Origin of the sequence: Methanobrevibacter sp. YE315 (assembly GCF_001548675.1) — an archaeon.
Classification (GTDB): domain Archaea; phylum Methanobacteriota; class Methanobacteria; order Methanobacteriales; family Methanobacteriaceae; genus Methanocatella.
In genome coordinates this window covers 1901330-1922341 of sequence record NZ_CP010834.1, presented here as the reverse complement: position 1 = coordinate 1922341, position 21012 = coordinate 1901330, and the positions used below count along the sequence as shown (strand labels likewise).

Sequence of the window (21012 nt, the reverse complement as noted above, 5' to 3'; positions counted from 1 at the left end):
CTAAAAAAATAAAAAAAGAAATTAAATTTCTGAAGAACAATCTGCAGCGTAGTTGTTAAGTAAAACAGCACATTTGTCGATTGTTTCAGAATCTAATTTAATTGTAGTAGTTTGGATCTTGTTTAATAATTCTTCAATGAATAAATCTTCATCAGTCAATGGTAGATTTATAACAACAACTTCATTGTTTATGAAGCCAACTAAAGGTTCTACAAAACAGTTCCTGATATTGTTGTCATTGAGGAAGTTTATTAAATCCTCACCTAAACTTAAAGCTTTTTGCTTGATTTTGTTGTCCTGTGAAAATTTAGCTTGTTTGGTTGTGTATCTAAATCTCCTGCTATTTCCAGAGACTGGTACTTCTTCAATTTTATCTTCATCTAATTCACTAGACCCGATTAGATTCAAGTTTTCATTTTCTGACTCTAATCTAAGTTTAGGATTATATTTTTGAGAAAGTAATGCATAAATTCCAGTTGGACCTACAACAACGTGATTAATACCAGAATTGGAAGTAGGAGTTTTAACATTATAGAATACGTAATACTCTTCAGGAAGTGTTAACAAGTGTTCTCTGATAATTCTTGTTCTTTCTTCACTTTCTTTGAAGTCTTTAGTTTTATAAATTCCATAACATAAGATAATTACTCCTATAAATAAAGCAACAACACCGACACCACTATTAATGACTAAAATTTCAATTATACTTAAAACAAAAATAATTACTCCTATGATGATAACAGCATTATTTGTGTTTAGATTTTGGAAATCAAAGTTGAAATCTTCACCAATAACCGCATAATCATTAGGTACTACTGGTCTTTCATTAGGTTCTTTAAAACTAATTCTTTCAAGCAAACTTTCTTTAGTTGAAGCTTTTTGATTTTCAGGATAATATACTTTCATTCCTTTTAAGAATTCATCTTTAAGGAAATTCTTTAGGATATTATAGTCATTAGTTTTTGGAACAGCAAATTCTTTACCAAATCTTGATAAAACGGGTTCTGGAATAGTGGTTCTTGCAGTTTTAGTGGCTGCTTCCTCTTCTTCTTGCAGTTCTTTTTCTCTTTTCTCATCATCAGCTATTTTTAGCATTTGATCTTCTGAAAAGAAATTTTCAAGTCTATTAGTAATTGATTTAAAGGAGCGTCTGTTATCTTCTGTTTTTAATTCTTCAGATGTTGGTTCATTAGATTGGGTTTCATTTCTAATGGTCTGAATCTCTTTACGTCTTTCTTCAAGATAGTTATCTAATTCTTTATTTAATTCATCATCTAAATATCTTAAAGATCCGCCACAGCTATCGCATTCATAATCAAGTATGCTATCGCTACTTTTGATTTTGTATTTTAGTCCGCAATCTTGACATTGTACAATATATGAATTGTCATACTTGAATGAATCGATAAATGATGATTTGGACTCAGTTTCTTCATTAGAATACTCTTCCAGGTATTCTAAGTCCCCTGCACATGAAGAACACTCGAAGGTGGTGATATCATCATCATCGTCGAGTTGGTATTTTGCACCACAGTTCTTACAGCATACAACTTTCATTTTATCCTCTTTAATTACTTTATTATGTTATATATTTTTAAGTTTTTTTTATTATATATGTTTCTAAATTATTGTAAAAATTTTTTGTAGATTGATTCTATTTGCTGTTCGATTATATCCCAATTATATTTTTTTTGGATTAATTGCACACCGTTGTATCCGAATTTTTCACATAAGCCTTCATCTTTAATTAATCTGGAAATGCAGTCAGATAAATTATTTTCATCAAAATCACATACGAGCCCCACATTATCATCTACCCAATCAGAAATGTGGTTGTTTTTTGTTAGAATTAATGGCTTTTTACATGCCATTGCCTCAAGACCGCTGGTTGTAAATGATTCATATCTGGAAGGCATAACAAATATGTCACAGTCAACCAACGCTTCTTTTTTAGCTTCACCAACCAGGACTCCAGGAAATATTACTTTATCTTTTAGATTGTATTCCTCTATCAAATTTTCGAGATGATTTAAAAAGCCATAATCTCCGCCAACAATTGCTAATTTAATCTTTTCGTTAGGAATTTTGTTAAAACTCTTGATTAGCAAATCCAATCCCTTTATTTCATGGATTCTTCCTAAAAACAGTATTATCTTTTCATCATCTTTGATGCCATATTTGGTTTTGAATGCTCCTTTTTGGGGCAGCGCTTTATACTCATCAAGGTTTATTCCAAGAGGCACAATTTCAATTTTTGATTCTTCAACGCCCATCTGCAAATATTGCTGTTTTTCCACATCAGTTAATGCAAAGACTTTATTTGCATCATATAAAATATCAAAACCCCAGATTTTATCAAATATTTCCTTTAATTTTTCTTTTTGAAAAAAAGGCAGAACAGAACCATGAGCCTGCAAAACATATGGGATATCATTTTTTTTAGCATATCTGTGTGTTGCAATCGCAAGTGAATGCCTATGCTCATGGATATGGATAATATCAAAGTTATTTATGGTTTTTCTTAGATAATTTGGCAAATTAATCGGAGTATCAATGGTTAAGTTATTTTTTATGTTATTTGATGCATTTTTAAAATAAAAAACATTTATTCCATCAACATTGACATTATAGTTGTCCTTAAACTTCAATCTTTCCTGACAACTATCTGTGGTATATACGCTAACATTATGTCCCTTTTCAACTTGTTTTTTCGCAATTTGATAAGAAGCATTTACCACTCCTCCTGCTGAAAAACAAGGGGCAAATGATGGCACTACATGCAATATATTCATTTTAAACACTTGTTTTATTATATAGGTAGAATTTGTCAATATTTGTTATTTCAGTGTAATTTGTTAAATTATCTAATTTTTGATTAGAGATATAATAACTGACATTACTTGAATCAATCGTTTTTTGGCTTCCGCTCGGTATTCCAACAGTGTTTTCTCCTAACCACCAGCTATATGGTCTAATATTGTATACCCCAATTAACTTGTCTTTATAATCAGGGTCATGATCTATAATATACTGTGAAATTTCTTCTGTAGCGGAATACTGGTTTGTTGGTTCAAATGTCGCTGTAAAAGCAAATCCTTGTATTATGAATAATGCAATTAATAAAATTGGAATAATATTTTTATTGATTTTAACATGTTTGTGAATAAGATTTATTGCACTGAGAACAAAGAAAATCAGTGCTGGAAATGTTGGGATTATGTACCTGTTTACCTTAATTTCATAATAGCTAAGGAAAATAAGATTTGAAAATATCCAGGCCAACATGAAATATCCGTCTTTATGCGGGGAATCTTTACCAATCAGATATAATGAGATAAGAATTAATAATGTTGTTATCACTGAGCTTATCCTGGTATATGTGATAATGGCTATTAAAACCAATACTGCAGGGATAATATCTTTTTTCTCTAATTTGAATTCCCGCTCATATAACCATAATCCTGCACCAATGATTAATATTACAAATATGGTCCATGAAAGTATGGTTGGATTTTCCAAAACAGGATTTCCATCAAATACCGTATGTGAATTTGAAATAAAGTTTGGCAGATTCACTACATAATAACCTACTTCAGGATTATATGCCGGGTCTCCGTCTGATCCTTTTTTACCGATAATTCCATTTGAAATCTGACTTCCAGCCGCAAACTGGCCATGGCCCATGATTAAAAGTATTCCTAAGATGATTATGCCCAACAACACAGCAAATATAATTCCTTTTTTAATGTATTTTAGATCTTCAGAATCAATTGTAAATCCCTTTTCCAAAACATAATAAAGTAAAAATGCAGGTATTGTTAAAATTACAGTGTATCTTGTAAAAAATCCAATCATTATTAAAGGAATTACATATGCGTAAAATTTAGGATTTTCCTTAATAGCAATCACTGTAAATAAGGCAATCCATATTATTATTCCTGTTGCGGGAATATCTAATGTACCATTTGCAAGCCATGTCAAATAAAGTGAAAATGTTGAATAGAGTATAGTTCCTGTTAAGCTTAATGTATCATCAAAATACTTTTTAAACAGTAGATAACAACCAATGTTTCCGATTATTGCAAAAACTCCAGTCACAATAAATATTGATAACTTATCTACAAAACCGAACATGAAAAATATTGAAGTCAAAAAGCAAATCAATGGGGATAAATATATGTTTCCGGTGGAATGTATGTTAGTTCCAGTATAGTAAAGTGCATTCAGCAGGTAAACATAAACATCAGAACAGGAAACACCAATCATATTATTGAAATTGATGTAATATCCAACTAGTATTGTACTAAAAATTGCTATAAATATTAAATAATATTTATCTCTTTGTTTTATATCAAAATCTTCAAACATTATTTATATTTCTTTAATATATTGTATAAATATTAAATGGTATTTTGACTAGAAGGACCCGAATACAAATGCCACAAATGCTATCAACATACCTATTTTTAAATTTTTAGAGGCTTTTGCAGCAGTCTGTCTGTCTTGTGATTTTAAAATGGAAATTCCAGAATAAAGGAATAAAATTACTGCAATAATTATCACAAATAAGTAATAAACCCCAAAAATATGATTGTAATATAGGATAGGACATAATGCACAGTCAACAATAATTAAAATTGTAGCTATTACTGCAGGAATCCTTTCACCTATTAGAATAGGCAAGGTTTTTGCACCTTCAGCCCGGTCTCCTTCAATATCCTCAATATCTTTTATGATTTCACGGGCTGTTGTCATTACGAATGCAAAGAATCCCAAGTATATTGAAGTTAATATGATGTCGGAGGTATTCAATGAAAATCCACCAAATACAAATCCAAAACCTGTCATAAATCCTACAGCCAAGTTTCCAATTAGAGGTGTGGATTTTAGTTTGTAGGCATATAGATAAAGAATAACGTCTGCAATAAGCACAATAACAAAAGGAATCCAATTATTTGTTAAATAGCTTATGAGAAATCCACATATTGTCCCGGCTAAAAATAAGAGATAACCATAATTTCTTCCATTCTTCAAAGAAATCCTTCCGGAAGGAAGGGGTCTTTCAGGTTTATTAATTAAATCAATGTTATAATCAAAATAATCATTGATTACATTTCCCGCAGCAGTTTCGAAAAACACGGTAATCATTGCAAGTATTATGGGGATGCTTATTGTCCTATCAATAATTGCTATTAGAATAATTGATATTGCACCCATTATTGCATTTCCAGGTCTTAAAATTTCAATATATGGATTCATGTTATTTCCTCTAAGATATCGGAAAATTTCTTTGCAGTGTTCTCCATCGAGTATTCTTCTACAAATTCATTTCCAGTATATTCCAATTCATTATTAATATATTTTTGATAGTAATCATAAATAATTTTTTTACTTTCTTCAACTGTGGATACGTGGTAACCAATATTTGTTCTTTCAATCAGTTCCTTAAGAGAGCCTTCTTTATATCCCAGTGATAGCACGGGCTTTTTAGATGCCATATATTCATAGATTTTTCCAGGAATAAACATTTCTTCATTCTTATTTATCCAAGAAATTAATAAAAGAACATCTGAGTTTGCTTGGTTTTTCAACACTTCTTCGTGGCTAATCTTTCCATTGATTTTTATATTTGAAGGAATATTATATTTTTCAGATAATTCCTTGAGGTTTGTTGTGTCTCCATAGAAATTGATGATTATTTTATCTTGAGGAATTTTATTTTCACTGATTAATTGGCTAATCGCTTCAAATAGTATTGAAGGATCTCTTTTGCCACCATAAAGTGAACCTGCATACATTAGTGTTAATTCATTGGTTTTATGGGTTTGTGTTATATTTTTAAAGTCTTCTGGATCATATCCTGAAACAATTGGAACAATCCTTTTTGAGGGATGCAAGGTTTGCAGGACTTTTTTTGCAAGGGGTGTTGTGGTTGTTAACACATCAACATTCTTGAATGTATTCATTTCCAGTCTTTTTTCAAAATGATTTCTAATGAAAGTATGGTTGATATATGGATTCAGATTCCATAGGTCCCTTAAATCCGCAATCCAGGGAATATCATATTTTTCTTTTAAATCATGTGCGATTAAGTGTGATGTAATCGGAAATGATGATGAGATTATTCCGGATATGTTTTCTTTTTCAATTATTTCACAACAGGCATTAAATGCAGGGGTTTTCCAGTATTTCATGCCATCAGGATAAGCGAACACTTCTCCCGCGATTGAAATGGCTTTGGACATGAGTTTATTTTCTTTATTATCTGATGTGGTTTCCCCATCTCCTTTTTTACTAGGCATGAATTTTGAAAGCATATTTTCGTATTCTGTTTCAATAACTTGAACATTATCGAATTTCACAGTGGAATGAGATGTTTTTGGAACAATAACTATAGGTTCAAATCCGTATTTCGGTAAATATTTTGAAATTCCCCTCAGTCTTTTTGAGGCTATTTCATTTGTATAGTTGTAATAAAATGCAATAAATAAGATTTTCTTCATTTTAATTATTTCCTTAAACAATAATTATATAAAGTATATTAAATAACATAGTATTAGTATTTTATTTATATTAAATTTATTTTAGTATTATGAAGCTGGTGTTATTGTGAACAAAATAAAAATAGCTATTGTTGGAATAGGAAACTGTGCTAGTTCTCTTATTCAAGGAATTCATTATTATGATGGTAAAAAACCAGAAGATGCAATTGGGCTTATGCATTGGGATATTGGAGGTTACAAACCTAGTGACATAGAAGTGGTTGCAGCTTTTGATGTTGATGCAAGGAAGGTTGGAAAGACTATTGATGAGGCAATTTTTGCTAAACCGAATTGTACAACTGTTTTCCAGAAAGATATTCCTAAATATGATGTTAAAGTAAGTATGGGTCATGTTTTAGATGGTGTTGCTGAACATATGGCTAATTATGATGATGATTATACTTTTGTTGTAAGTGATGAAGACCCTGTTGATGTAGTTGAAGTTTTAAAAGAAAGCGGCGCTGAAATATTAGTAAATTATTTGCCTGTAGGTTCCGAAGAGGCTGCAAGATACTATGCTCAATGTGCTCTTGATGCTGAAGTTGCATATGTGAACTGTATGCCTGTTTTCATTGTAAGCGATGATGAATGGGATGCAAAATTCAAAGAAAAAGGAATTCCTATTGTTGGTGATGATATTAAAGCGCAAATTGGTGCTACTATTACACATAGAACACTAGCTAGTTTATTTATGGATAGGGGTGTAAAATTAGACAGGACCTATCAAATTAATACAGGTGGTAACACTGATTTCTTAAATATGCTCAATCGTGAAAGATTGGATTCCAAAAAAGAATCTAAAACCGAAGCTGTTCAATCAGTTTTGAATGAAAGAATGGATGACAGGGATATCCATATCGGACCTAGTGATTATGTCCCATGGCAAAATGACAATAAATTATGTTTCCTCAGAATGGAAGGTCGTACATTTGGTGATGTTCCAATGAACATTGAACTCAGGTTAAGCGTTGAAGATTCTCCAAACTCTGCAGGTTGTGTAATTGATGCTGTCAGATGTTGTAAAATTGGTTTAGAAAGGGGTATTGGTGGACAATTAACTTCTATTTCTTCATATACTATGAAACACCCTCCAATCCAATTTGATGATGATGAAGCATATGAAAATGTTGAAAAATTCATTTCTGGCGAATTAGAAAGATAATTTTTCAATTTTTTTTACTTTTTTTTATTTCAATTTTCTGTATTTTTTTAATATTTTTTTTAAGTTCTTTTTGAATATGTTTGATATTTGATAATTTGGTAATAATTTATATAATACAAAAAACATATATTAAAGTTGGATAATTTATGATTATTATTTAAATAAAATTTAAGAGAGGTGTAATATCAAATGGCAAAAGTAAGAATTACAGAAACAGCACTTCGTGATGCTCACCAATCATTACTTGCAACTAGGATGAGAACAAGAGATATGGTTCCTATTGCAGAAGAAATGGATAAAGTTGGGTATTTCTCAGTAGAAGCCTGGGGTGGAGCTACTTTTGATACTTGTATAAGATATTTAAATGAAGATCCATGGGAAAGATTAAGGCAATTAAAATCAGAATTTAATAAGACTCCAATCCAAATGCTTTTAAGAGGACAGAATTTAGTTGGCTATAAACATTATCCTGATGATATTGTAACAAAATTCGTAGAGAAGTCATATGAAAATGGTGTGGATATTTTTAGAGTTTTTGATGCTTTAAATGATATAAGAAACATGGAAAAAGCTATTAAAGTTGCTAAAGATCAAGGCGCCCATGTACAAGGAACCATTAGTTATACTATAAGCCCAGTCCATACTTTAGATGATTTTGTTGATTTAGCTAAGAATCTTGAAGCTCTCGATTGTGATTCAGTTGCCATTAAAGACATGGCCGGTTTAATTACACCTACAGCAGCTTATGATTTAGTTTCAGCATTAAAAGAAGAAACTGATTTGCTTGTAGATTTGCATTGTCATTGTACTAGTGGTATGACTCCTATTAGTTATTATGCAGCATGTCAGGCTGGAGTAGATATTCTAGACACTGCAATTTCACCTTTAGCATGGGGAACAAGTCAACCACCAACAGAAAGTATGGTAGCTGCTTTACAAGGAACTGACTTCGACACAGGACTTGACTTAAAATTATTGGCTCATATTAAAAAATACTTCGATGACATTAAAGAGAAATACTTAGGTATTCTTGACCCAATTTCTGAAAGTATCGATGCAGATGTTTTATTATACCAAATTCCTGGAGGAATGCTATCAAATCTTATCTCTCAACTCAAAGAGCAAAATGCACTTGATAGGTATAATGATGTTTTAGAAGAGATGCCTCGTGTTAGAAAAGATATGGGATACCCGCCTCTTGTAACTCCAACAAGTCAGATTGTTGGTATTCAGTCTGTAATGAACGTATTGGGTGGAGAAAGATACAAAACAGTGTCAAATGAAGTAAAAGAATACATGAAAGGAATGTATGGTAAACCACCATCACCTGTAGATGAGGAAATTTCCAAAAAAATCATTGGTGATGAGGAAGTTATTACCTGCAGACCTGCAGACTTGTTAGAACCTGAATTCGACAAATTCAAATCTGAAGGTATGGAAAAAGGTTTTGTCAAATCTGATGAGGACGCATTAACCTATGCTTTATATCCTCCTATCGCTCCAAAATTCCTTAAAGGTGAAGCTGAAGAGGAAGAACTTAAACCGCCTCATGCATTCAGTGATGATGATGCTATTGGAATTCCAACCCAATACAATGTTGAAGTTGATGGGGACATGTATGAAGTTAAAATCATGCCTACCGGGTTCATGGAAATCGAAGAAACTGCTGGAGGCAATTTCCAGCCTGTTGAAGGTGGAGTAACATCATCAATGCAAGGTATGGTTATTAAACTCAACGTTAATGTTGGAGACAAAGTTACAAAAGGATCTACTATCTGTGTTATTGAAGCTATGAAGATGGAAAACGATATCCAGTCAGAAGTTGATGGTGTTGTTAAAGAAATCTTTATAGAACCTGGTGATGCAGTCAGTGCAGGTGATACTTTAATGGTAATCAAATAGATTACCTCTATTTTTTCTTTTTTTCAATATTTTAAAACTAGGCTTTCAAAAAAATAAATAATAAAAAAATTTAATTCTTTTTCTTATTGTGCCATATTTAATTTCCTTAAATTTTATTAATGTGTTCGTTTTAAATAAGTATAAGAGTTGTTATTTGCTGTGGTAATATGAAGGATATTTTTGATGAAGTTCAATTTGGTAATTTAAAACTTAATAGTCGTATTGTAAGAACAGGTACTTGGGAAACTGAAACTGCAGAAGGGGGATTTTTAACTCCGGATATTTATGACAGATATGAAAAGATTGCAAGTAGCGGAACAGGTTTAATCGTATCTGAAATATTTGCATTGGACCATAAGGATAGGTTTTTCCCTTATTCCACAAATATGAACTACAGGGGTTTTATTAAAGATTATCAGATGGTAACAGACATTGTTCATAAATACGATGTTCCTATTTTAGGCCAGCTTGCATTCTTTTATTATGATGATGGCGTAAATCAAAAAGTTGAAGCAAATGACATCACTCCGGAAGGGATAAGAAAATTGCAGGCTGAAGTAATAATGGCTGCTAAAAAATTCTCATTTTCAGGTTTTGATGGAATTCAGATAAACATGGGCAATAATTTTTATCTTGCAAGATTCATGAATCCGTATTTCAATCAAAGAGATGATAAGTATGGGGGAAATACTGAAAACCGTGTGAGGATTTCATCAGAAATAATCAAAGTAATTAAAAAAACAATGGATATGCATGTAAGTTGCAGAATTAATCCATGGGATGTTAGGAAAGGGGGAATAACTGCTGATGAAAGCATTAACATAGCTTGTGAACTTGAAAAAGCCGGTGCAGACAGCATCCAATTAACTGCACGTACAATATCCCAAATTTATGACAAAGGAGTAAAACATCCATTTTTAGTTTATGTTGATGATTTGATTGATGCTGTAGACATTCCCGTTGTGTTAGGAGGATCTCTTAGGGATATGGACTCTATCAATGATGTTTTAAATAATTCTAACGTTGAATTCATATCCATGTCAAAACCATTCGTGGCCCAAGCGGACTTTTTAGCAGACTGGAAAGCAAATGGTGAAGGGGTGGCAATTTGTCAAAGCTGCAATAATTGTTATTCTAAAAAGACCAGTACTTGCTTCAAATATTAAAATAATGTTTTTAGTTAGATGGGAATTTTTTTACCATATGAAAGGGATGATTTTATATTTTACCTTTTCTTTATATTCAGAATATCCCTCTAATTCATTTTCCAATACTTTTTCTTCATTTCTTATTCTAAAAAAGATGATTATCGGATAAGTTAGCATAATAATAAATGAAAAAAGTGAATCCAATACCAATGGCATTGATAAAAATAAAAAGATTGTGGAGGTATACATTGGATGTCTGACAAGTCCGTATAATCCGCTGTCAATTACTTTTTGATTTTCAGTTACTTCAACTGTACGTGAAAGATACATATTTTCCCTTAATACTTCGCCATACATGATATAGCTTAATAAAAAGATTATTGAAGCTATCATGATTATTGTTTGGGGAAGCTTTATCCATCCAAATCTAAAATTTAATCCGGCCACAATAAATGCAAATAAAAATATTGCTCCACTAATTAAAATCACAATTTTCTGTTCATTTTCTTCTTCTTTGGCATTTAATCTTCTTTTTAAAAGGGCTGGTGATTTAATAAACATGATAATTCCTGCAATAAACATTGGAATAAATAATAAAGCTATGAATAACCACCCGTTTGGATAATTTAAAGTTCCTGCGGGTATAAATAACAGCAAAATGATTATTATTAAACCTAAAAAGAATTTAGATATGGCTTGAAAAAATAATTCTTTATCCATTATATCACTAGAGTTTCCTTTGCTATTATTTTATATTTTAATTTTTTTAAATTTTAAGCAATGTTTTAAACATTAAAATAAGCATGAAATAATTCTTGAAATTGAATAGTTGTAGTTAAAATAATAAAAAAAGTCTTTAAAGAATAAATTCTTTAAAGAGTTATGAAATGTTTTCAAATCCTTTAGTAGCAAGCAGTCTTGTAAATGAACCTTCTGGTTTCATGATAATGTTTCCATTGGAATATTCTTTTAAAGCAGCTTCTACCATGGTGCTCTTTTTGATTGGATCTTTACTTGCATTAGAAAGAGCTTTTACTAATACCATAACTGCATCTGCTCTAGACATATTTCCTTGAACATGTTCATTTCCAGGGTAACCATTATATGCATCGTTTTCACGAATGATGTCTGTTGCACTAAGGTTTTTCACAACACCATCTACTTTTAGTGGTCTTATTGAGTCAATAATATGATCTAATCCTTCATCATAAACAAGAACCACTGCATCAGCATGTAAATGTGTATTTGCTTCCAGAATTTCTTCTGCATTCTGCATTCCACCATCTACTCCGTCCCATAGACAATCGTGGAACATCATACGCCCACTCAGTCCTCCGGGTGCCGATTTTGTAGGGTGTGACATCTCACCAGGATAGATTGGTGTGTAATTTTTTAGGGTTCCATTTTCTAAATGAACCAAATATGCCATATCCACTCCACCATTTGGTTGTTCATATTTATCCGAAGCCAAGACTAATATGTCCTTGTTTTCTTTTGTTAAATCAGGACCTCCAAACAGTGTGCCAAAAATCACGGCCAGTAATCCGATAATAATTACAATAAGGATGGCAATTATTAGTTTTTTTGATCTTTTCATTTTTAATTCACTCGCCCAAATTTAAAAATCATTTTCAGAAATTTTAATTATTTATTATTAAATATAATTTAAGATTGAACAGGTAAAAATTAAACTGTCATATCATATATTTGAAACTTAATGTTATATATATCTTTAACAATTTTACGTATTTGCTTTAAAAGCATATGGTTATGAATCTGATATCAATATTTTTAATCTAGTTGCTCTAGTTTATTTTTCAGTCAAAAAAGGTTTTTAAACACAATTTTAATATACGGTTTGAAATATATAATTTATCATGGCAAAAAATGACAGAAGTGGTGTTAATCCATTTACGGGAAAAAAGCATTTCGATATTGTTAATGACGATAAATTCCTCCAACAATCATATAATGAATATTATGCAGTTATTAATAAATCGCAATTATTGGATAATACTCCCGAAGGGCAATTGGTGAGAAACGTTGCAGTGAATCTGATTAATGCAGTTCAAAATTATTTGGCCAATATTGGGAGATTGGATTATATAGAGAATTATTATGACTGGGATTTCCATTTGGTTGCAGATAAAACAGTAAATGCTTTTTGTATGCCTGGGGGTAAAATTGTAATGTTTTCAGGCATTTTATCAGTGGCGAATACCGAAGAAAAAGTTGCTTTTATTTTAGGTCATGAAATGGCTCATGCACTTTTAGACCATTCAAGAACAAGAGCTAGTGCACAAACTGCTCATAATGCAATTACTTCTGCTGCATGGGTTGGAAGTATTGCTATGGACCTGTTTGGTCTGGGTGCTATCGGTAATTTAACAAGAGCAGCTACAAATCTTGCCAGTATGGGATCACATTATCTATTGTTGAATCCATGGGGCAGAGACCAGGAGCTTGAAGCGGATAGATTGGGAATGTTGATAATCCATTGGGCAGGTTATGATATTTCACATATTCCGGCATTTTGGGAGTCAATGTCAGCTAAAAATTCTAATGAGCACGACTTTTTTTCAACTCACCCGTCAGATTCCAAAAGAATAGCTGCTATGAATGATTTGATAGTTGAAATTGAAAATCAAAAAGACTTTTATTCATCTCCTGTAATTGATAACAGTTTAAAACCTAAAAATGATGATAATAAACCTCAAGGAAATGTTAAACGCTGTCAAAAATGTGGAACACCCTGTGAAAGCGATGCAAAATTCTGCACAAATTGCGGATCGGAATTTGTGGATGAATTAAGATGTCCTAACTGCGGAGCTTCCATTGAAAAAGACAGTTCCTTTTGTATAAATTGTGGATTTAAACTTTAAGGGTTTTATCATGGAAAATGATGTTTATAAATATGTTAATCGATCTTCATACAGGGTTAAGGTTTTAAAATCTTTAGGTGAAGATGCAAAAATGCCAAATGAAATAGCCTCTGATAGTGGAATATTGCCTAACCACATATCTAATGTATTGAGACAATTGAAAGAAAAGGATGTTGTCGAATGCATTAATCCAGAAGTCAGAAAAGGCCGCCTTTATAGGTTGTCTGATGAGGGATTGGATATTCTAAAAGAATTGGAACAGGATTAGATTTCATATTCACTTTTGTCTTTTATACCCATGTTCTCGAAAGCCCGTTTCCTTCTCATACAGCTTTCGCAGACACCACATTGTTTATCTGTCCCTTTATAGCATGAATAGCTCAATTCCATTGGAGAATCAAATTCGATTCCTAGTTTCACTATTTCCTCTTTATTCAAATCAATGGCAGGTGCTTCAATTTTAATATTGTCAGGTGAACCGGCATCAATCAGTTCATTGAATTTTTCTAAAAATTCCTTTGAGTTGTCAGGGAATGTTGTTCCTTCTTCACCATTCCATCCGACAATAATGATTTCGGCCCCGATACTTTCTGCATATGACAATGCGATTGATGTAAAAACAGTATTTCTTGCAGGAACCCAAACGCTAGATGCGCTTTCCTTACTTTTTTCTAAATTGTCCAAATCTTCAACATTTAATTCAGGAATGTCTTCATCAGTAGTTAAACTTGAATTGCTAATTTTTGCCAACCAAGGAAGGTCAATAACTTCATGTTTCCAATTCATCTTATTGCAAATCTCTTTTGAAGCTTTTAACTCTCTTTTGAAACTTTTTTGACCATAATTAAAGGTTATTGCATGAATCTCATATTTATTATGGAATATGGATGTTGCAACAGTACAATCCAAGCCCCCTGAAAAGACTGAAATGGCTTTTTTCATTTAATCAACTCTTTGATTTTTCTCAAAGGCAAATCCAAATCTTCAGCTATTTTTTTCAAATCTTCGTATTCGGGTCTTTTTGATATTATCTCACCATTCACATATCCGATCTTATAGGTGACTTCATATTCTTTGCCTTCAATATTAACAATATTTTTTTCAAATTCCCGTTTAGCTATTCCTCTATGCAAGTTTGGCGAAATTCTTATTCCAAGGCTTCCTGTTTCCTTAAAAATGCAATCGATGATTTGCTCTCTTTTTTGCCTTTTTGAAATTACTGTTAAAAGGCTGCCTTGGCGATTTTTCTTCATTATTATGGGGGTGATTGAAACATCGCTTGCTCCCTTTTCCAGAAGTTTTTCAAATAAATATCCGATTTCTTCCCCTGTTAGATGATCTATGTTTGTTTCAATAACATCGACACTATCTGTTTCATCAATATCCGAACTTTCCATTATTCTTAAAACGTTAGGGTGATTGAAATCTTTTTTTCCAGCGCCATAGCCTACGTTGCAAGGTTTTATAGTTGGAATGAATTCCTTTATTTCATCACATATTTCCATATAGATTGCAGCGCCGGTTGGTGTTGCAAGTTCACTGTCAACAGGTCCGCCAACCATTTTCGCACCTTTTAGAATTTCCACAACCGCAGGCACAGGAACAGGCAAAACTCCGTGATCCGTTTCAACTCTTCCACCTCCAACAGCTATTGGAAGCCCTATTATTTTTTGTTCATTCAGGCATAAATCATAATATGCATAAATGGCACCTATTACATCTGCCACTGCATCACTAGCGCCCACTTCATGAAAATGAATATCATTCAATGTTTTCCCGTGAACTTTACTTTCCGCTTTTGCAATTCTTTCAAATACTTTAAGGGATTTTTCCTTAACTTTATCATCTATGTTTAATGATTGGATTTTTTCAACAAATTCGGGGTAGTTTATAGGGTCTTTATTTTCAAGCATTTCAACTTGACAAAGTGTGGATGAAACTCCTTTCTTTGTTATTTTTTCAAATTTGACATTAACTTTTCCAAATTCAATAGCTGATTTTTCCATGATTTCTTTCAATTTATCTGCATCCGCCCCCAAATCGACTAATGCACCGATTAACATGTTTCCAGCTATTCCACTTCCTTGTGGGTCAATAATTATTGTCATAATGTTAAGTCCTTTTAATCTTTTAATATAAAATTTAAATTAAATAATTAATATATATTATCACATGAAATTCAATATCATCAAAAAAGATTATGGGATTTGCATTAATAACCCAAATCATTTTTTGGCATTTAGTGATTTCACTGTAAGTGATGGAATTGACATTATTGAGAATGTCAATATATTAAAGGCAAAAAACGAATTCAAATCACTTGCAAAAAAGGCAGAAACATTCAATCAATCTGAAGGCTCTTATATAGCACAGGCAAATGTTTCTTTGAATTATTTTAAAAATTCCTATGATGACTTAACCATTTTTACGTTTATGGATAATGATGTCGTCATAGAAGAGTTTACAGAGCACTTGAAGGTTGCTAATTCCCATAAGAGTTTCATGGATGCAAGAATAAACATAAGCCATGTTGTCTACATCGACAAGGTATTGTCTCCAAAAGATTTGCTTAAAATATTCAAGATAGTGACTAATATTAAAGCAAAAACTCTTGCAAATTGGGCTTTGCCCATTCATATTCAAAATATTTTGAATACCGATGATTTTTTAGCTGTTCTGTCAAATGTTCCACAATCTGTGGGTGACAGCTTGGATATCAATAATGCGGAGTATGATGATATTGACTTTGATGAATTAAAAATTAGGATTGAAGAAGCCATTGAAATAAGTTTGGAAGATGCGTTTAAAAAATTGGAATTGACATTCGGGATTTTAGACTATTTTGTGGCTGAAGGAATTCTAATCGGTGATTTGGTCGAGGCTGGAATGGAGCTTGTAGAAGGCACTGAAGTTACCCAAGAGCTAAAAGATAAGATGAAAGCCCAGATTCTTAAATCACTAACAGATATTAATGTTATCACGCTTTTAGTTGCAGCAATGAGAACCGAGCATGATTTGTCAGGCAATAGGATTAGGGAAGTTGATGTAAGCGATGATCCCGCCCATCTTTACACTGATGAAGTGTTGGGATTGGCTATTGCAAATCAAATTGCAGGAACTAAAGCGACATTTAATTTCAAAAGATATGATGAGGCAAAACCTGGAATCATATACGGTTTGCCGCCGATGCTTGATGATATTTTCGCAGGTTTAATTGCAGGATGCATGTCAAAGATATTCGAGGAATGATTATGGAAGATGATAGTTACTTTGAAGATGAAGAATTTTCACCGATTAGATCTATTTTAGGTCTTTTGACCTTTTCAACAATATTGCCGATTAATGTTTTCACATCAATTGAGTATATGACCAAGTTGACCTGGTGCTGGCCGTTTTTACATCTGTTCATCGGTATTTTGGCAGCTGTTTGCGGTTATGTATCATTGGATTTACTTCATCTTAATCCATTTTTCACAGCAGCAATTGTTTATGCCTTTTTAATGATAATTACAGGTTACAATCATTTGGATGGCGTAATGGATATGGCTGATGGCGTGATGGTTCACGGAGAACCTGAACGTAAAATTGAAGTGATGAAAGACTCTTCAGTTGGTGCAGGCGGTGTTGCAACTTTGTTTTTAGTTGCAAGCTTGACTATTGCAGGGTTATGCAACATTTTAGATTATCATTTCATATATGGGATTATCGTCTGTGAAATGGCTGCAAAGACTTCATTGTTAACTACTGCGCTTCTTTCAAAACCATTAACTCCTGGAATTGGAAGCTATTTTATTAAAGAAACTACTTTATCTAATTATATAGCTTCAACATTCATTGTTGCTTGCATAGCTTATCTATTGGGAGGTCTTGTCGGTGTCGTTGGTGTTTTGGGAGCCATCGTTAGCGGAATTATGATAGCCAGCATAGCAAGAAGGAACTTTGTTTTAGCAAATGGTGATGTTTTAGGAATGAGCAATGAGGTAGGTCGTTTGTTTTCATTGTTATTCATGGCGGTTGCATTATACTTTATTTAGATTAATTAATGTTATAAAATCAATATTGGGCTTTTAAAAAGCATTAGTTTAAATAGTTTGATTTCTAAAGTAGCATTGATGAGATTTACCACATTTTTAAGATTTTTTGAAATCTTTTTTAGTGTTTCATTTCATATTTTTGATTTATGATGGTATAATTCACCTCCTTTGATATTTTTCATGTGGTTTCTCATCATTTTGAGAAATTATTATATATTTTGTAGTTTAATTTAATAACTGATAATATGAATGTAAATGTTTTAAGATTAGACCACAGATTAAAAAGGGATACTCGTATCACAACTCATGTATGTTTAACTGCTCGCGCATTTGGAGCTAGTAAGATTTACCTTGCAGGCGAAAGGGACAATAAATTAATGGATAATGTAAGGGATACCGCTTCAAGGTTTGGAGGGGATTTTGAAATTGAGTACAGTGAAAGTTACATGGGTGTTATTAATAAATGGAAATCTGATGGTGGAAAAGTAGTGCACTTAACAATGTATGGATCTCAGGCTCATGAAGTAGCTCCTGAAATAAGGGAAGATGGTTCTGATATCTTGATTATTGTTGGCGGTTCTAAAGTTCCTGGAAAAGTTTATAAAGCTGCTGATTGGAATGTGTCCGTTACAACACAACCCCATTCTGAAGTATCATCATTGGCAGTATTTCAACATTTGTTGATGGATGGCAAGGAATTTGATTTGGTATTTGAAAATCCTGTGCTTGAAGTAATTCCAACTGCTCATGGAAAAACCGTTAATATTCATAATGAAAATCGTTAGGAAATAAAGTCATCCAACCTTTTTATGGCTTTTAATTTTTCATCTTTTTTTATACGTGCCTGGTCAAGGGCATCTCTGATTGTTTGGATTGAATTATCATAAACTTCCCTATCAACGGGATACGGAAAACCGTCTTTTCCCCCATGGGTGAAACTATATTTTACAGGGTCTTGCCAGCTTGCAGGTTCGCCATACACCAAATCGGATATCAATGCAAGAGCTCTTATTTTTTTAGGACCAATTCCTTTAAGCAAAATCAATTCTTCATAATTTTCAGGTTGTATCTCATATGCTTTTGTCAGGATTTCAAACTCTTTATCGGAAATATCCATATCTAAAACAGGGTGGTGTTGGGGCATTGTGAAATCCTCTAAAAGAAGTTGGTTGTCTTTTCTTTTGAAATATTGTCTTAAATGGTTTGGATTATCATTAATCAAATCAACGCTGATTTTTTGAGCCTCTTCACTATCTTTTGAAGACATGTTTAATGTGTTTGGTGTTTTCTTATCGCAGGATATTCCGCTATGTGGGTCGTTCAATAAGTTTTCCACTTCACATCCAAGCCAGTGATATCTTCGGGCATACTTGTTTTCAGTGTTCAGTCCTTGTTGGACAACAGCCCAGTCCCCCTTTTCACTTATAAAGAAATTATGCTGGTATAATGTATATCCGTCCTGAATACATGAGTTGTCAATTTTTGCCGATAATTTGCTTGTTTCAACCAGTTTTTCGGTTGTTTTGGTTTTTAAATTAAAGATGTCTCCTGCATGTTGTATCCCTTCGGGAGTTTTCCTGGATTTCGCACCTTTGCCTCCAGTTAAATAGATTCCGTGTTCTTCGGGGTTTAATGATGCTTTTAAGGCTCCAAGTGTTGTTGTTGTAGTTCCTGATGAATGCCAATCGAAACCCAAAACGCAAGAAAATGCCTGAAACCAGTAAGGATTTGAAATTCTATTTAAGAATTCCTCTAAACTATACTCTTCAATAATAACTGATGCTAAAGCCCCTGATAAGTCAACCATTCTTGTAAATAACCATTTTGGAGGGTGTCCTCCATGGAGCGGTAAATTTACTACTCCTTTTCTTTTCATGTTTTATATGTTTATTTTTAATTAATATTATTTTTTCACTGAGAGCATTTGAAAAGTATTTATAAACAAAACTTTAATAAGTAATGGTTACTATAAATTATTAATGTTATATTTATTAACAAATTATTTAATCAAAATTATTAAGGAGCGTAATTATTATGGCTATAGATAACGGAGATTTTGTAAGAGTAAATTTTACTGGTAAAATTAAAGAAACTGATGAAGTATTCGATACTACTTATGATGAAATTGCACAAGAAGCTGGAATTTTCGATGAAAACAAAACTTACAAACCAATCCCTATTGTTGTAGGTGGAAACCATTTATTGCCTGCTATTGAAGAAGCTATCACCGGTTTAGAAGAAGGTGAAACCAAACATGTTGAAGTGGACTCAGATAATGCATTCGGTCCAAGAAATCCAAAAATGATTCAATTAGTGCCTATGAAAGAATTCAAAAAACAAGGCATGACTCCTTTCCCTGGTATGAAAATCACTGCTGAAGGCCAAACAGGTAAAATCTTAACCGTAAACGGTGGAAGAGTAAAAGTAGATTTCAATCATGAATTAGCAGGAAAAGACTTAGTCTATGATGTTGAAGTAACTGAAATTATCGAAGATGAAGCAGATAAAATCAAAAGTATGATTGAGTTACATTATTCTAATCCAAATGTTGATATAGAAAAGACTGAAATTGATATTGCTGATGGTGTTGCAAACATTAAATTAGATGAAATGTCCAAATTCGACCAACAATCTTACATGGACATTACCTTTGCAAGATTCAGAATAGCTAAAGACATTTGGGATAACATTGATGAAATTACTAAAGTCAATTTCGTTGATGAATTCGAAAAAAGAGAAGAATCTGCTGATGAAGAAGATGAAGAATAATTCTTCTTCTTAAATTTTTTTTCCTCTGTGGATTGCAACAATCCCAGGGATATTTTCTACTTTTAATTCAAACATGGCTTCCATGCCTTCATGCTCAAATAAAACACACTTTTTTTCTAAAACTTTGCTTGTGAGTAATGCTGCAACGGGCGGTGTTATAACAAAAATAGAATTGTTTTCATTTAAGGACTGTGCGGTTTCATCACTCAACATTCCTTTTCCAATATGAATCTTAACGCCGGACTTGCTCAGTTCAGGTATTGTTGACTCAATTTCTTCTTTGTTGCTTGTTGTCGGGGCTATTCCAGCTTCGCTGAAAGCAGTATGCATAATCACTGCACCTTTCAAATCAAAGGGAACTTCATTTTTCTCAATCAGGTTAACAAGTTGTGGAAGTGCCGCATCGCGACCGGTATATATTGTTCCCGAAATTGTGATTTGATCTCCTACATCGATGTCGGATAAATCATCATCATGGATGGGTGTAGTTAAATGCTTCATGAGTTATTATTTCTTTTTAATAATTTTAAAATTTTTTGAATTTGTCAAGATTTTTAATAAGATATTTAAATG

At 32.5% G+C, this 21012-nt stretch carries 20 protein-coding genes; 9 read left to right on the top strand and 11 right to left on the bottom strand.

Features of this window, described 5'->3' with window-relative positions; all coding sequences use genetic code 11:
- Positions 1–21 precede the first annotated feature (21 nt).
- The 5 genes from TL18_RS08910 to TL18_RS08890 all read right to left on the bottom strand — a co-directional run bounded on the left by TL18_RS08910 (position 22) and on the right by TL18_RS08890 (position 6503).
- Positions 22–1557: a hypothetical protein gene (locus TL18_RS08910; RefSeq protein WP_067044432.1), complete on the bottom strand. Its 1536-nt coding sequence runs from the start codon at positions 1555–1557 to the stop codon at positions 22–24.
- A 68-nt stretch (positions 1558–1625) separates the two neighbouring features.
- Positions 1626–2792, bottom strand: a complete 1167-nt coding sequence (locus TL18_RS08905) for a glycosyltransferase (RefSeq protein ID WP_067044431.1) — start codon at positions 2790–2792, stop codon at positions 1626–1628.
- 1 nt (position 2793) lies between these two features.
- Positions 2794–4266, bottom strand: coding sequence for a glycosyltransferase family 39 protein (locus TL18_RS08900; protein ID WP_231483607.1), 1473 nt, complete (start codon positions 4264–4266; stop codon positions 2794–2796).
- Between the two features lie 150 nt (positions 4267–4416).
- Complete coding sequence (locus tag TL18_RS08895; RefSeq protein ID WP_067044429.1) at positions 4417–5259, bottom strand: UbiA family prenyltransferase; 843 nt, start codon at positions 5257–5259, stop codon at positions 4417–4419.
- The gene (locus TL18_RS08890; protein ID WP_067044422.1) at positions 5256–6503 is read right to left on the bottom strand and encodes a glycosyltransferase; all 1248 of its coding nucleotides are present in this window, start codon (positions 6501–6503) and stop codon (positions 5256–5258) included. Before TL18_RS08890 ends, TL18_RS08895 begins: the two co-directional genes overlap by 4 nt.
- A 106-nt stretch (positions 6504–6609) precedes the next feature.
- Between TL18_RS08890 and TL18_RS08885 the strand changes: the two genes are divergently transcribed.
- The 3 genes from TL18_RS08885 to TL18_RS08875 all read left to right on the top strand — a co-directional run bounded on the left by TL18_RS08885 (position 6610) and on the right by TL18_RS08875 (position 10772).
- A complete protein-coding gene (locus tag TL18_RS08885; protein WP_067044421.1) occupies positions 6610–7704 on the top strand; it encodes an inositol-3-phosphate synthase in 1095 nt (364 codons plus the stop codon).
- A 189-nt stretch (positions 7705–7893) separates the two neighbouring features.
- On the top strand, positions 7894–9606 hold the full coding sequence (gene oadA / locus TL18_RS08880; RefSeq protein WP_067044420.1) for a sodium-extruding oxaloacetate decarboxylase subunit alpha: 1713 nt from the start codon (positions 7894–7896) through the stop codon (positions 9604–9606).
- Between the two features lie 167 nt (positions 9607–9773).
- Positions 9774–10772, top strand: coding sequence for an NADH-dependent flavin oxidoreductase (locus TL18_RS08875; protein WP_067044419.1), 999 nt, complete (start codon positions 9774–9776; stop codon positions 10770–10772).
- Between the two features lie 30 nt (positions 10773–10802).
- On the opposite strand, the gene TL18_RS08870 is transcribed toward TL18_RS08875, so the two are convergent.
- Together TL18_RS08870 and TL18_RS08865 are read right to left on the bottom strand one after the other, a co-directional pair.
- Positions 10803–11474 carry an isoprenylcysteine carboxylmethyltransferase family protein gene (locus TL18_RS08870; RefSeq protein ID WP_067044417.1) on the bottom strand — a complete coding sequence of 224 codons (672 nt, stop codon included), beginning with the start codon at positions 11472–11474 and terminating at the stop codon, positions 10803–10805.
- Positions 11475–11634: 160 nt separating this feature from the next.
- Positions 11635–12351 carry a DUF4012 domain-containing protein gene (locus TL18_RS08865; protein ID WP_067044415.1) on the bottom strand — a complete coding sequence of 239 codons (717 nt, stop codon included), beginning with the start codon at positions 12349–12351 and terminating at the stop codon, positions 11635–11637.
- Positions 12352–12631: 280 nt separating this feature from the next.
- Between TL18_RS08865 and TL18_RS08860 the strand changes: the two genes are divergently transcribed.
- The gene (locus TL18_RS08860) at positions 12632–13636 is read left to right on the top strand and encodes a M48 family metallopeptidase (protein ID WP_067044413.1); all 1005 of its coding nucleotides are present in this window, start codon (positions 12632–12634) and stop codon (positions 13634–13636) included.
- A gap of 10 nt (positions 13637–13646) precedes the next feature.
- Entirely contained in the window at positions 13647–13904 is a 258-nt protein-coding gene (locus TL18_RS08855) for a hypothetical protein (protein WP_067044410.1), read from the top strand.
- Here TL18_RS08855 and queC read toward each other — a convergent pair.
- The gene (gene queC / locus TL18_RS08850; protein ID WP_067044409.1) at positions 13901–14578 is read right to left on the bottom strand and encodes a 7-cyano-7-deazaguanine synthase QueC; all 678 of its coding nucleotides are present in this window, start codon (positions 14576–14578) and stop codon (positions 13901–13903) included. The two genes, TL18_RS08855 and queC, sit on opposite strands and share 4 nt — an antisense overlap.
- On the bottom strand, positions 14575–15744 hold the full coding sequence (gene larC / locus TL18_RS08845) for a nickel pincer cofactor biosynthesis protein LarC (protein ID WP_067044408.1): 1170 nt from the start codon (positions 15742–15744) through the stop codon (positions 14575–14577). Before larC ends, queC begins: the two co-directional genes overlap by 4 nt.
- A gap of 64 nt (positions 15745–15808) precedes the next feature.
- Between larC and TL18_RS08840 the strand changes: the two genes are divergently transcribed.
- The 3 genes from TL18_RS08840 (at position 15809) to TL18_RS08830 (ending at position 18455) form a co-directional block, all read left to right on the top strand.
- Complete coding sequence (locus TL18_RS08840; RefSeq protein ID WP_067044406.1) at positions 15809–16885, top strand: phosphatidylglycerophosphatase A; 1077 nt, start codon at positions 15809–15811, stop codon at positions 16883–16885.
- Between the two features lie 2 nt (positions 16886–16887).
- On the top strand, positions 16888–17670 hold the full coding sequence (cobS, locus tag TL18_RS08835; protein ID WP_067044404.1) for an adenosylcobinamide-GDP ribazoletransferase: 783 nt from the start codon (positions 16888–16890) through the stop codon (positions 17668–17670).
- Between the two features lie 245 nt (positions 17671–17915).
- The gene (locus tag TL18_RS08830) at positions 17916–18455 is read left to right on the top strand and encodes a tRNA (cytidine(56)-2'-O)-methyltransferase (protein ID WP_067044402.1); all 540 of its coding nucleotides are present in this window, start codon (positions 17916–17918) and stop codon (positions 18453–18455) included.
- On the opposite strand, the gene TL18_RS08825 is transcribed toward TL18_RS08830, so the two are convergent.
- Positions 18452–19546: a DUF763 domain-containing protein gene (locus TL18_RS08825; RefSeq protein ID WP_067044399.1), complete on the bottom strand. Its 1095-nt coding sequence runs from the start codon at positions 19544–19546 to the stop codon at positions 18452–18454. The genes TL18_RS08830 and TL18_RS08825 overlap by 4 nt on opposite strands.
- A gap of 158 nt (positions 19547–19704) precedes the next feature.
- On the opposite strand from TL18_RS08825, the gene TL18_RS08820 reads away from it, so the two are divergent.
- Entirely contained in the window at positions 19705–20439 is a 735-nt protein-coding gene (locus TL18_RS08820; protein WP_067044396.1) for a peptidylprolyl isomerase, read from the top strand.
- Between the two features lie 9 nt (positions 20440–20448).
- Here the strand turns inward: TL18_RS08820 and TL18_RS08815 are convergent, their stop codons facing one another.
- Positions 20449–20940 (bottom strand): fumarate hydratase C-terminal domain-containing protein, encoded by a 492-nt coding sequence (locus TL18_RS08815; protein ID WP_067044393.1) that lies wholly within the window; start codon positions 20938–20940, stop codon positions 20449–20451.
- Positions 20941–21012: the final 72 nt, after the last annotated feature.

What these genes read in the sequence shown, in the direction of transcription:
- queC (WP_067044409.1), bottom strand. Translation starts at nt 14,578, where the DNA reads ATGAAAAAAGCCATTTCAGTCTTTTCAGGGGGCTTGGATTGTACTGTT.
- TL18_RS08890 (WP_067044422.1), bottom strand. Translation starts at nt 6,503, where the DNA reads ATGAAGAAAATCTTATTTATTGCATTTTATTACAACTATACAAATGAA.
- TL18_RS08820 (WP_067044396.1), top strand. Translation starts at nt 19,705, where the DNA reads ATGGCTATAGATAACGGAGATTTTGTAAGAGTAAATTTTACTGGTAAA.
- TL18_RS08910 (WP_067044432.1), bottom strand. Translation starts at nt 1,557, where the DNA reads ATGAAAGTTGTATGCTGTAAGAACTGTGGTGCAAAATACCAACTCGAC.
- TL18_RS08905 (WP_067044431.1), bottom strand. Translation starts at nt 2,792, where the DNA reads ATGAATATATTGCATGTAGTGCCATCATTTGCCCCTTGTTTTTCAGCA.
- TL18_RS08815 (WP_067044393.1), bottom strand. Translation starts at nt 20,940, where the DNA reads ATGAAGCATTTAACTACACCCATCCATGATGATGATTTATCCGACATC.
- larC (WP_067044408.1), bottom strand. Translation starts at nt 15,744, where the DNA reads ATGACAATAATTATTGACCCACAAGGAAGTGGAATAGCTGGAAACATG.
- TL18_RS08840 (WP_067044406.1), top strand. Translation starts at nt 15,809, where the DNA reads ATGAAATTCAATATCATCAAAAAAGATTATGGGATTTGCATTAATAAC.
- TL18_RS08875 (WP_067044419.1), top strand. Translation starts at nt 9,774, where the DNA reads ATGAAGGATATTTTTGATGAAGTTCAATTTGGTAATTTAAAACTTAAT.
- TL18_RS08830 (WP_067044402.1), top strand. Translation starts at nt 17,916, where the DNA reads ATGAATGTAAATGTTTTAAGATTAGACCACAGATTAAAAAGGGATACT.
- TL18_RS08860 (WP_067044413.1), top strand. Translation starts at nt 12,632, where the DNA reads ATGGCAAAAAATGACAGAAGTGGTGTTAATCCATTTACGGGAAAAAAG.
- TL18_RS08900 (WP_231483607.1), bottom strand. Translation starts at nt 4,266, where the DNA reads ATGATTGGTGTTTCCTGTTCTGATGTTTATGTTTACCTGCTGAATGCA.
- TL18_RS08870 (WP_067044417.1), bottom strand. Translation starts at nt 11,474, where the DNA reads ATGGATAAAGAATTATTTTTTCAAGCCATATCTAAATTCTTTTTAGGT.
- TL18_RS08855 (WP_067044410.1), top strand. Translation starts at nt 13,647, where the DNA reads ATGGAAAATGATGTTTATAAATATGTTAATCGATCTTCATACAGGGTT.
- TL18_RS08895 (WP_067044429.1), bottom strand. Translation starts at nt 5,259, where the DNA reads ATGAATCCATATATTGAAATTTTAAGACCTGGAAATGCAATAATGGGT.
- oadA (WP_067044420.1), top strand. Translation starts at nt 7,894, where the DNA reads ATGGCAAAAGTAAGAATTACAGAAACAGCACTTCGTGATGCTCACCAA.
- TL18_RS08825 (WP_067044399.1), bottom strand. Translation starts at nt 19,546, where the DNA reads ATGAAAAGAAAAGGAGTAGTAAATTTACCGCTCCATGGAGGACACCCT.
- TL18_RS08865 (WP_067044415.1), bottom strand. Translation starts at nt 12,351, where the DNA reads ATGAAAAGATCAAAAAAACTAATAATTGCCATCCTTATTGTAATTATT.
- cobS (WP_067044404.1), top strand. Translation starts at nt 16,888, where the DNA reads ATGGAAGATGATAGTTACTTTGAAGATGAAGAATTTTCACCGATTAGA.